At 44.0% G+C, this 11662-nt stretch carries 14 protein-coding genes; 13 read left to right on the top strand and 1 reads right to left on the bottom strand.

The features are described from left to right. The first annotated feature begins 60 nt into the window (after window positions 1–60). The gene (locus PGL02S_RS28130) at window positions 61–207 is read left to right on the top strand and encodes a hypothetical protein (RefSeq protein ID WP_164481459.1); all 147 of its coding nucleotides are present in this window, start codon (window positions 61–63) and stop codon (window positions 205–207) included. Between the two features lie 103 nt (window positions 208–310). Here PGL02S_RS28130 and PGL02S_RS10575 read toward each other — a convergent pair whose 3' ends face one another. Then, window positions 311–679 carry a helix-turn-helix domain-containing protein gene (locus tag PGL02S_RS10575; protein WP_006212502.1) on the bottom strand — a complete coding sequence of 123 codons (369 nt, stop codon included), beginning with the start codon at window positions 677–679 and terminating at the stop codon, window positions 311–313. 373 nt (window positions 680–1052) lie between these two features. Here PGL02S_RS10575 and PGL02S_RS10570 point away from each other — a divergent pair, with 373 nt between their 5' ends. The 12 genes from PGL02S_RS10570 to PGL02S_RS10515 all read left to right on the top strand — a co-directional run bounded on the left by PGL02S_RS10570 (window position 1053) and on the right by PGL02S_RS10515 (window position 11662). Then, window positions 1053–1418, top strand: coding sequence for a hypothetical protein (locus tag PGL02S_RS10570; RefSeq protein WP_244892309.1), 366 nt, complete (start codon window positions 1053–1055; stop codon window positions 1416–1418). A 107-nt stretch (window positions 1419–1525) separates the two neighbouring features. Beyond that, a complete protein-coding gene (locus PGL02S_RS10565) occupies window positions 1526–2215 on the top strand; it encodes a CpsD/CapB family tyrosine-protein kinase (protein WP_006212500.1) in 690 nt (229 codons plus the stop codon). After that, complete coding sequence (locus PGL02S_RS10560; RefSeq protein WP_231887940.1) at window positions 2203–3264, top strand: nucleotidyltransferase family protein; 1062 nt, start codon at window positions 2203–2205, stop codon at window positions 3262–3264. Before PGL02S_RS10565 ends, PGL02S_RS10560 begins: the two co-directional genes overlap by 13 nt. A 350-nt stretch (window positions 3265–3614) precedes the next feature. Next, the gene (locus PGL02S_RS10555) at window positions 3615–4343 is read left to right on the top strand and encodes a hypothetical protein (protein WP_244892308.1); all 729 of its coding nucleotides are present in this window, start codon (window positions 3615–3617) and stop codon (window positions 4341–4343) included. After that, on the top strand, window positions 4340–4621 hold the full coding sequence (locus tag PGL02S_RS10550) for a PqqD family protein (RefSeq protein ID WP_006212496.1): 282 nt from the start codon (window positions 4340–4342) through the stop codon (window positions 4619–4621). Before PGL02S_RS10555 ends, PGL02S_RS10550 begins: the two co-directional genes overlap by 4 nt. Then, window positions 4614–5048 (top strand): S24/S26 family peptidase, encoded by a 435-nt coding sequence (locus tag PGL02S_RS10545; protein WP_255308625.1) that lies wholly within the window; start codon window positions 4614–4616, stop codon window positions 5046–5048. Before PGL02S_RS10550 ends, PGL02S_RS10545 begins: the two co-directional genes overlap by 8 nt. A 76-nt stretch (window positions 5049–5124) precedes the next feature. Next, a complete protein-coding gene (locus PGL02S_RS10540) occupies window positions 5125–7305 on the top strand; it encodes an ABC transporter ATP-binding protein (RefSeq protein ID WP_036640712.1) in 2181 nt (726 codons plus the stop codon). A gap of 80 nt (window positions 7306–7385) precedes the next feature. After that, the gene (locus tag PGL02S_RS10535; protein ID WP_234973106.1) at window positions 7386–7796 is read left to right on the top strand and encodes a DUF1854 domain-containing protein; all 411 of its coding nucleotides are present in this window, start codon (window positions 7386–7388) and stop codon (window positions 7794–7796) included. 234 nt (window positions 7797–8030) lie between these two features. Further along, a complete protein-coding gene (locus PGL02S_RS10530) occupies window positions 8031–8852 on the top strand; it encodes a YveK family protein (RefSeq protein ID WP_255308624.1) in 822 nt (273 codons plus the stop codon). A gap of 221 nt (window positions 8853–9073) precedes the next feature. Beyond that, entirely contained in the window at window positions 9074–9967 is an 894-nt protein-coding gene (galU, locus tag PGL02S_RS10525) for a UTP--glucose-1-phosphate uridylyltransferase GalU (RefSeq protein WP_006212491.1), read from the top strand. A 16-nt stretch (window positions 9968–9983) separates the two neighbouring features. Continuing rightward, the gene (locus PGL02S_RS10520) at window positions 9984–10691 is read left to right on the top strand and encodes a sugar transferase (RefSeq protein WP_006212490.1); all 708 of its coding nucleotides are present in this window, start codon (window positions 9984–9986) and stop codon (window positions 10689–10691) included. Between the two features lie 17 nt (window positions 10692–10708). After that, a complete protein-coding gene (locus tag PGL02S_RS10515) occupies window positions 10709–11662 on the top strand; it encodes a GDP-L-fucose synthase family protein (RefSeq protein WP_036640757.1) in 954 nt (317 codons plus the stop codon).

The following is an 11662-nucleotide window of genomic DNA, read 5'->3' as shown; positions in this document are numbered from 1 at the left end:
AACGAGTTTGCGGAGTTGGGGATGGAGAGGAAATTATAGATAAGCGAGGTAGTTGTGGAAATGAGTGTGGACAAGGAGAGAGGCTCTGGAAGCACCGAGCAGCAGCTTGACCAGCAGAAGACGAATATAGACATCTATAAGCTCATGACTCAAATGGGAATCCATCCTGATAAATGGCTGCAAACGGAGGAACTTCATAAAGATTAAATCATTTGTCATCACTTATACATGACAATTAGTGAAAATCCCCGATATCACTGAGAACTTCTCATCAGTGATTATCGGGGATTTCCATTATTCGTTGCCATGATTACTTCATAGACCGTTCCATGCGAACAAATGCAATAAACCGTCTGGCTTCCTCTTCCGTTAGCTTGCGACCATCCACCGTGAGATTGAATCGCTCCAGCAGGTCTTGATCCGAGAGTTCAAGTCCGTCCACAAATGATCGAACCTCCGGATCAAGCACCGCTTTCTCCTGTGCCGTTCTCCCGATTAGATAATCTATCGATACGTCAAAGAGGTCTGCCAGGCGGGTCAATGTTTCGAAATCCGGTTTGCGCCGGTTTTTCTCATAATGGGATAGTGCAGCACGAGTAATGCCGACAGAGGTAGCGAGTTCTTCCTGAGTCCACCCGCGCTGTTCACGTAGTTCTGAAATTCGTACTCCGTAGTTCATGCTAGATCCCCCTTTCAATTGCTGGCAATACCTGTTGTGTAAAAAAATAAATTTGTCCAAAATTTATATCAATCAGCCTAAGGTACTTTAACTCAGTCTTATCCTGAGAGGTTGTACCTTTACGAAACATGCTAATTTCACACACAGGAGGTAGAAACTGACGATTTTCCTGTTGACTTGATACAATATGTATCGTAAAATTGGAAAATAAAATGATACATAATGTATCCGGATAATTCAAAAGAAGTAACACTTAGTATCATTTTATCCATGGATAAAATGTCCCATACCAGAATTTATAGAAATAAAGGAGCGAATTAAATTCCTGATGTCAAGTGAAACGAAGCATCTTATAACGCTTGGGATTAGAGTCATGGAAATTGGCGCACTGAGTGTGCACGGCAGAAGCCACAATGTAACTCCGGTTGAGCTTAGCCCGGAGAAGCTTGTTTTCCTGTGTCCCTGGGACATCCCGATAAGTCCTAAGATAAAACTAAGCTACGAAATTGATGACACTTATGATCATATTCAAGTTTTTGGCAGGATCCAGATTCAAGAGCATTTACATGATTATCAGTTATATCAGGTTGAAATATGTACAGACCGCGATCAAAAAGCACGGATAACAGGAATGCTTAACCGAATGATCAGTAGTCATATGGCGCTAAATCACTCCGTTTATAGAAATTACATACATAGTTCGCAAGGCCAATATAATAAAAAGCTAATCATACAGTGATACAGACATTTTACTATATTTGAGTTGCTTGGTCATTAGTTCTTTTACCTTAAATCCGTGCACTCATGCATAGAGAACGGACTATTTTAATAGGCAGGTGAGGTAATATGGCAAGAAAATACAAAAACCCCTTGGTTACCGTCATTAATCCAAAATCTCCGGCAGCAGAATCTTATCGAGGACTGCGGACTAATATTCAATTTTCTGTTCATGACAAGCAAGTAAGGGTCATCATGGTTGCTTCGGCCCAAATGAATGAAGGCAAAACCACAACGGTAAGTAATCTGGCTGTTGCCTATGCTCATGAAGGTAAAAATGTATTATTAATCGAAGCAGATTTACGCAAACCATCGTTACACCATGTATTCGGCGTTTCCAATGAAACTGGATTAACAAATGTTTTGGCCCAGCAGATGGATGTTGAAGATGTGATACGACAGACTGCTGTTCCTAATCTCTCCGTTATTCCTTCAGGCTCTATTCCATACAACCCCTCCGAAATGTTAGGTTCTCAAAATATGCAAGTGTTAATCCACGATCTCAAGCAGAAGTATGACATGATCTTGTTTGATACGCCTCCGGTATTGGCAGTCAGTGACGCGCTTATTGTCAGCGCTTTGTGTGATGGTGTTGTTTTAGTTGTGCTAGGGGGGAAAGTAAAGAAATCCCAGGTCAAAAAGGCAAAGGCTCAACTCGAGCATGTTAAGGCACGTCTTCTTGGGGTAGTGCTTAACAATATCACCATTCGCGAAAATGAAGCTGAACAGCTTTATTATGGCAGTACATGGCTGAAATGAAGAACCAAGATGTCCTGGTTACGTTTCTTGATGAGTTATATCAGGGACGATTGCCCTCTCTTGATGAGATGCAATATGTCAACCTTATGATGGATATCGATTTATTTGATATCGCCCCACAGGTGTTCGCTGAGCTTCGACAAAAAGGATTGTCTCATCAAGTACCTGAACAGGTCCGGCTCAAGTTAAGCTCTGAAGCAGATATTGTCCTGATACAGAACTTTCTCATTAAAACCGAACTGAAAATGATACTTCAGACCTTCGAAGCGTCCTGTATAGAGGTAATCCCTTTAAAAGGGACACAGCTTGCTGAACGCTATTTCGGCGGTCTTGCAGCTCGTGGAACGACGGATATTGATTTGCTTGTTGGTAAGAAGGACTTACATCAGGCAAGCGATTTGTTGATCAGCCTTGGATTTGATAAAGTGACAGGCGATCCGACCCATTTCCATGAAGAATACGTCAAACCATTGAATAATGCCAGTTTCCCCTCATTAACCGTAGAACTGCATTGGAATATTATCAGGGAAGATTTTACGAATACTGATGTCTCGCGCTTGTGGAGAGATGCTTCCTTAATGAGTGGCTGCCATTATGTCTATGAGCTGAGTCCCTTGCACACTTTCTATCATATATGCTTGCATGGTATGAATCATCATATGATGTCGATGAAATATTTTGTAGATATAGCAACCCTTATTCACGTGATGGATAGCAGGCTCGAGTATGCTGAATTACTAGATGTTGCCGCTGCAGATCGAAATCTTTCTAAGGTATGGATTGCTTTGTCTTTAGCTTATGATATGCTTCCACATCTTCAAAGGTTGAAGCCGATGCCCATGCTTCCTTACAAGTTTAAGTATCCTGGATGGAATCTTGAAAAAGCACGCAAGGTAATGCTGGGTCGTAAAGGTTTCAGTTACTCCTGGTTTCGAATTGTGACTGCATTTACGGTTCACGATACATGGGGGCAGCGTTGGTCCCAGCTAGGGTTCCTGATTTGGAATCTTCCATTATTGTGGATCCGAAAACGTGAAATCTTCAGATAGGTTCTTTTTACTATTTACAAGTTACGATGTGTAACAATAATCAGTTGACATGATACATATTGTATCATAAACTAATCCTCAAGAAGGAGGTGTTAAGTATGAAAAAAACGTATGAGGCTCCCAAGATTTTGGCACAAGGCAAAGTGGAGTTCGGCACAACTCGTCCCAGCAACCCGGGTGGAGGCGGGAATCCTATCTGGTAACAGGTATACATTTATTTATTAATGACTCCATGCACAGTTTTCGCTCGAATTGAATTATTATAAGTGGAAGTTGAGGTTGATCATATGTTTGTAGCTACTGCAATAGTCGGAAAGTCCCGGATATCCTTCAAAACACAATCAGAACGAATGGCTGAATTTGTCAAGCGGCGGTTCAGGATATCCAATATTCAACATCAGGAGCCGCAGGCTGACCTGTATGTTCGTATTCAGGATGGGTACGGAAAGCCCTTTGATGAAGGACCTGTCCATATTTCCGCATCCGACCATTCGGTTACTTTCCAGCGCTGCGACTATCATATGGTTTCATCCCGGGATTACAGCTCGGCGGAAATTCATATCTATGATGAGTTTGCCTTGAAGCATGCACTTATTAACTTGTATAGCTCATGGCTAATCCATGGAGCGCGCGGGCTGCTGATCCATTCCTCTTGTGTGATTCATGAAGGCAAAGCATGGATGTTTGCAGGCCAATCCGGTGCAGGGAAGTCTACTGTAGCTGAGTTGTCGCGTCCGCGTCCGATTTTATCTGATGAAGCTACGTTTCTGTACATAGAAGAAAACGGACGTGTGACCGTTTACGATTCTCCATTTCGTAGCGAGATGGAGAATCCCTGTGAACTTGAAGAGGCGAAATTATACGGTATTCATTATATTATTCAATCACCTGACGTTGAGCGTATTTCAATTACACCGTTAGATGGATTCGCTCTTATGTTGGATAAGGTATTTTATTGGCGCCACGATGCAAAGGAAACAAGAAACATGATCGCTTTATGCAAGAAAGTGGTACAGCAGGTTCCATCGTACCAGCTCTATTTTCAGAAAAATGATACGTTTTGGGAGAGGATTTCATGAGTCAAACACAAACGAAGCTGCTGAGAAGGAATGAACATGTTGAGAGCGAAATGATTGGCAGTGAATGGATTCTGCTAAATATGAAGGAGCATGTGGCGACCAAGTTGAATGAGCTTGGAGGTTATATATGGAGCATCATCCCTGAATATGGACTCATTGATGAGATCATTGAGAAAATTGCCGAAGAGTATGAGATTGATCGTCATACTGCTGAACAAGATGTGAACTCCTTTATAGAGCAGCTGTTAGGCAGCGGTCTGCTGAAATATGATGGATGAGACCAAAATCGTGACCGAATGGTTGACTAGACGCGGAGGGATCGAGCTTCCCTCCTGGGGACGCAGTATGTTTCCCTTCATGATGGAAGGGGAGCGCAGCTCCTTTGAGGCGTTCAGCCATGACGGACTCCGGATCGGTGAAGTATATCTCTTCATTACCACAGAGGGAAAGCTCGTCTGTCATCGTCTTTATGATATTCAAGGGGAAGGCGATTCGAAACAGTACATATTTAAAGGGGATACGAATATTGTCCCTGATGAACCGGTAAATGCCGCTCGGATTCTGGGGTGTTTCACGGGCACGTATAAGAAAAAAGGCTGGATTCCGGCCCATCATTGGAAGTTGTCATTGCTAACCTGGATAACACTTAACATACCGCTGTGGCCAAAGATGGTGAGGCGGTATTTGTCGTTCAGAAGGCTATAAATAGAAAGTTGTGTTGATTATGAGGGGAATAAGAAGACGAGAATCGAGCGCATCTGGTAATTCGGGATTATTTGGCATGGAAGAAGCATGGCTGACATTACAGGGAGACTTGAACCGCAATATGCAGTTTGAACAATTACAGGTTTTGTTTACTGCTTCCAAGCTTCTCGTACTGGATCGTGAAGGGAGACAAATCCTGCACATTCCCAAGCAGAATGTTGAAAACATTAGATTGATTGAGGCTCTGGGCGGTGGCTATCTTGTGGCTTCGACAGCTAAAGGTCCGGTTGAAATTCTTCGGTTCACGGAAATGCATCTCGATTCCTGTCGTAAGGCTCTATCACGGGTTGAACAGTGGGTATCGAAAGATTCATTCACCACGGATAAACGCAACGATTTGAAGGATAGAAATAAAACCTGTGCCCATTGTGGGCGCGTTATGAGATCTGCTAAGGATTCCTGTATGCGTTGTAACCGTAAATGGAGTACCGTGTCTCATCTTCTTCAGCGGAGTAGAGCCTATAGTGCTTCTATGATTGTGATGGGAATTATCGTTATCCTTACGGTTCTTGTATCACTTGCCCCTCCGTATATAATCAAATGGATTATTGACGGGATATCAGCACCTGTCGGTATGGGTGGCGTTTCCTCTCATTTATTATGGATGTCTGGTTTGCTCGCGGGGATTTACATTTTACAAGCCCTGCTGCAAATGATTGAAGGCTATACTGCGATTTCGATCGGTGGGCGTTTTCTGGGTGAACTTCGGAGAGATATGTTTCATGCCCTGATGAAGCAATCCATGCGTTTTTTTGATAACCGTCAGGTTTCTCAATATATTGGACGCATTAACCAGGATACCGATACCATCAAGGATTTTATGTCCCAAGGCATAGTTCATCTGACGTCGCAATTGTTATCAGCCCTCTTTATTCTGGGGATGCTGTTCTATTTGGATTGGCGTATGACCTTGATGATTCTAATACCGCTTCCACCGCTTGGACTATTCGTGATGCGTCTGTGGCCCAAGGTGAGAGAAATGTGGTATTCCCAGTGGCAGTCGTCTATTCATGTTCAAAATATGGTTGGAGAAGCCCTTCAGGGAATACGGATCATTAAAGCTTTCTCTAAGGAAAATGATGAGAAAGAGCGTTTTGATAAGGCAAATTCTCGATTTGTAAACCGCATGATATCCATACAGAATTTATGGATGTTCATGACACCCGTACTGACGTTGTTTATTTCATTATTTGTTGCGCTTATCTGGTTTGCCGGAGGACGAAAAGTTCTGGAAGGTGGCATGACTGTCGGAACCTTGAGTGCATATGCAACTTATCTGATCATGTTTTTCGGACCTGTTAAATGGTTGGCGCAGTCCGCAAGCTGGATAAATGAGGTGCTTGGATCCGCAGAACGAATTTTTGAGGTGATCCATACTCCAGCCGAAGTGACGGACGACGAGGAAGCGCAGCCACTTAGCAAAGTCCGGGGAGAGATTAGATACAACCATGTGGGGTTTGGTTATGCGAAAGATAGACGAATTTTGCATGGAATCGATCTCCATATTGCACCTGGTGAAATGATAGGCTTAATCGGTCCCTCCGGGGCGGGCAAGTCGACTTTGATTCATCTATTATGCCGCTTCTATGATCCGGATGAGGGGGAGATATTACTGGATGGCCGTCGCCTTAGCAGCATCAGACAAGAGGAACTGCGCAAAAATATCGGTGTTGTCTTTCAGGAAACCTTCCTCTTTGATGGTACGATTGCACAGAATATCGCTTACGGAAATCCTGAAGCTGAAGCACAGGATATTATACAGGCAGCAATGACCGCAAATGCACATGATTTTATATGCCGACTCCCTCATGGCTATGAGACAAAGGTAGGAGAGCGTGGACACCGTCTGTCTGGGGGAGAGCGGCAGCGAATAGCGATTGCAAGAGCTGTATTACTCGATCCACCGATCCTCATTCTGGATGAAGCAACATCTTCCGTAGATGTTGAGACCGAAGCGGCCATTCAGGAAGCAATGGATAAGGTGATTCAAGGGAGGACGACCATTGTGATTGCCCATCGCCTGTCAACCCTACAGCGCGCAGACCGGCTTTTGGTTCTTGAAGGAGGAAGACTTGTCGAAAGCGGAAGTCATGAGGAGCTGCTCAATCGCGGAGGGGTATACCATCGTTTGCTTCATGCTGCACAGGGGGCGTCAGGCAGAGAGGTATGGATACCGATGCAGGAGGTTGCGAGATAGTGAGAATAAGCAGGGGAATACGACATAAGGGTTCAGGGCTTCGGTTTTATCGGAATGAGGAAGGGGTACTGGAGGCTGTTATGAATGGAGAGCCGGTCAGTGATATATACCTCGTTCTCACATTTCCAGTTACAGAGCCGGAGAGGTATATTTCTGTGCGAACCGCATCGCATCAAGAGATTCACCTAATTCATTCGTTAAGTGAGTTAGATATATCAAGCCAAGCTGCGGTACGGGAGGATCTTGAGCGCCGCTATATGATTCCTAAAGTTGTTGCAATCAAGATGATCAAACGTCAGGGTAACCATTGGTTATGGGATGTGGAGACCAGTTATGGCAAGGTTGCGTTTCGTACGAACCAACCCCAAGAGAATATAGACATACTATCAAACGAAACATACATCATTCGAGATACCGATGGAAGGCGATTTGCTCTACATGTGTCGCGCCTCGACAAACGCAGCAAGCTATTTTGGAATAAAATCATTTAGTTATATGGACTCACAATTTAAATGAAAAGAGTACCAAATTATGTAAACGCTTGCCGAAAGGAGGCGTTTTTCTTTTTTTATTATCCTGTATTTATATTTGTGTACGCTTTCATGCCTAGAAAATATGCTGAAATATTGTGAGATATCTTCTGATTGTGTAACAAAATGTATCGTTAATAGGTAAATAAGACCAATTCAGTATTGACATGATACGAATTGTATCGTAAATTGAAGATGCTATATGATACGAATTGTATCGGAAAAGAACATTTGCTTATGGACGGAGGAAATTTAGTGGAACTTGAACTTAAGGAGTATGCTACCGTTTTGAAAAAAAGACTATGGCTAATTCTCCTTGTTGTTGCTGTGGTCTGCGTACTCGTTGGATTTTACAGCTATCGAATGGTTGAACCTCAATATGAAGCAAGCAACAAGATGATTGTGACAAACAAAACAGAGGAGAAAAAGTCTGTCCTTAGTTCAGATGACATGGATATGGGGATGCGCTTGGTTTATACATACAAGGAAATTATCGGAACGAGCGTGATTTTGGAGAAGGTCGTTGAGCAGCATCCGGAATTGAAACTCACTGTGAAAGATTTGATCGATATGATGGTGGTTGATTCGGTGCAGGATACACCGGTTATGACGATATCTGTCAGAGATTATAGCTATGAAGGTGCCCTTAAAGTATCAAAGGCCGTTGCTGATGTATTTAAATCCGAAATCTCCTCTATCATTCCGGGTGGAAACATAACGATTCTGTATGAAAATAATGCAGATCCCAAACCAGTCACTCCAAGCCCATTGCTGTATGTGGTGATTGCTTTCGTAGTGTCACTTATGCTGTCGATTGGCTTCTGCTTCTTGCTCGAATATTTGGATGATTCTATCCGTACTGACAAAGAGGTCGAGATGGTTCTTGGACTTCCAACTCTTGCTGTCATACAGCATTTCAAATCAAGTGATTTCAAAGCGAGAGGCGGATCCGTTTCCAGACGCAGCCCGGTAGAACCTCCAGGGTCCGGTAAAGCTATCGTTAACGCGTCTGATTGATAGGATTTTAAGATAGCATACATCAGGTGATGCCTACTGAACCTCTACCACCGTAGGCACTCGATTATGCTGTGGGCATCCGTAATGAAGGATGCCTTAGACGTTCATCGTCAAGGGCATAAAGTGAGGCAGGGTTAGATGCCCTCGCTTAAGCACTCGGCATACACGACAACCAATCTTCCAGTACACACGAAATGATAAGGATAGAGGAGGGAAGTACAATGGCAACCATTAAAAAAGCTATCATACCTGCTGCCGGACTGGGTACTCGATTTTTGCCAGCAACCAAGGCAATGCCCAAAGAGATGCTTCCGATCGTGGATAAACCAACTATCCAGTACATTGTGGAAGAGGCAATAGAGTCAGGTATTGAGGACATTATTATCGTCACAGGTAAAGGCAAGCGGGCAATTGAGGATCATTTTGATCATGCATTTGAGCTAGAGCATAAGTTGAGGCAAACCAAGAAACTTGATTTGCTTCATGAGGTACAGCGTCCTTCACGAATGGCGGACATTCATTATATTCGTCAGAAGGAACCCAAAGGGCTGGGTCATGCTGTATGGTGCGCACGAAAGTTTATAGGCAACGAACCGTTTGCCGTTCTGCTGGGGGACGATATTGTTCGTGCCGATAAGCCGTGCATCAAACAATTGATTGAGCAGTACGAACAGACACAGAGTTCAGTCATCGGCGTGAAATACGTATCTCCCGAAGAGGTGCATCGATACGGAATCATTGATCCGTACCCTGTACCCACCATTGGGGGATTATCCCGAGTACAAGGAATGGTGGAAAAGCCGCAAGCTGATGAAGCTCCATCGAATTTGGCTATCATGGGACGTTATATCCTGACTCCAGCCATATTTTCATACCTTGAGCAAATGAAGGAAGGAATCGGTGGGGAAATCCAACTGACGGATGCCATACAGAAGTTGACTGACATTGAAGAAGTGTACGCCTACCAGTATGAAGGCACCCGCTATGACGTTGGAGAGAAGCTCGGGTTTATTCTTACATCGGTTGAGTTCGCATTGATGAAAGATGAGCTGCGTCTTCCATTACTGCATGGACTTGAGCAAATGATACATAAGAATCGAACGTTGGCTAGATAGGAGACCAGGTCAAGCCATGAATGTAGAGACGACGATAGAAACGAGAACGCTGGAGAGTGTTGTAGCAGAAGAATATCCGATGATGACAGGGGTACACCTTGTTCCAGCGAAGCCCCATATCGGGTATTCCCGACTGAAAAGGGTAGGGGACGCCATTCTGTCTGCAGTTGGTCTTATTCTGCTCTTGCCTCTATTTATGATCATATTCCTGTGTATGAAGTTCGAAAATCCCCATGGCCCCATGTTTTTCTCTCAGACCCGCGTAGGAAAGAACGGGAGAATCTTTAAAATGTACAAAATCCGTTCCATGGTTGTAAACGCGGAGGAGCTGCAACAAAAACTGATTCATCTAAATGAGATTGAGGGTGCTATGTTCAAGATGAAGAACGACCCTCGGATCACGAAGGTCGGACGTATTCTTCGGAGAACGAGTCTTGATGAGCTTCCACAGCTGTGGAATGTACTCCGGGGCGAAATGAGCCTTGTTGGCCCGAGACCGCCGCTGCCTACAGAGGTAGAGTCCTATACACCATATGATATGCAGCGGTTAAGTGTAGTACCTGGCTGTACCGGCTTGTGGCAGGTAAGCGGGAGAAACGCGCTTGGATTCCATGAAATGGTGGAGTTGGATTTGCAGTACATCCGCGAACAATCTACGACCCAGGATATCCGGATTATGCTAAAGACAGTCCGAGTGTTTCTAGGGTCCAAAGATGCTTTTTAATGAAGGAGATGGCAGATATGAATTTGGATTCCCGGATATATGTGGCCGGTCATCGCGGTCTTGTGGGATCTGCTATTGTAAGAGCTCTTGAACAACAGGGATACCATAATCTGGTTACCCGTACCAGTCAAGAGCTGGATCTGCGAGAACATGATCGCGTAGAGCAATTCTTTTGCAGTGAAGGAATCGAATACGTGTTTCTCGCTGCAGCGAAAGTCGGTGGCATCGTTGCTAATCGCGATTATCCTGCCGATTTCATACGCGATAATCTTCAAATCCAGAATAATGTTATTGATCTTTCTTACCGCTACGGAGTGAAGAAGCTGCTATTTCTTGGCTCTACGTGTATTTACCCCAAATTGGCGCCACAGCCGATGAAAGAAGAATATTTCATGACAGGCACTTTAGAACCTACCAATGAGGCATATGCCATTGCCAAAATAGCCGGGATCACGATGTGTCAATCATATAACAGGCAATATGGAACTCGCTTTATATCGGCCATGCCTACGAATTTATACGGTCCGAATGATAATTATGATTTGGAAACCTCTCATGTTCTTCCGGCTTTACTGCGGAAAATACATGAAGCTAAAGAGAATGGCCGACAAGAAGTAGAAATATGGGGAAGTGGTCAGCCAAAACGGGAATTTCTCCATGCTGACGATCTTGCCGATGCTTGTGTATTCCTGATGAATCAATATGAGGGGAATGACATTGTCAATATCGGATGCGGTAAGGATGTGTCGATCCGTGAGCTTGCCGAAAGTATTGCCTCCATTATTGGTTACGAAGGACAGTTTGTTTATAACACTTCGAAGCCTGACGGAACACCAAGGAAGCTGGTTGATGTTAGCAGACTGACTGAGCTTGGCTGGAGGGCTTCGATTACTTTGGAGCATGGCTTAGCCCGAACGTACGATCATTTTTTGGAATCTCATCAGATCTTCAGTAAACCTGTTGGAGGATAA

Origin of the sequence: Paenibacillus glucanolyticus NBRC 15330 (assembly GCF_004000885.1) — a bacterium.
GTDB classification, from domain to species: Bacteria; Bacillota; Bacilli; order Paenibacillales; family Paenibacillaceae; genus Paenibacillus_AQ; species Paenibacillus_AQ glucanolyticus.
Note: the sequence above shows the minus strand (reverse complement) of the source record. Positions and strands in the feature narration are given on the sequence as shown.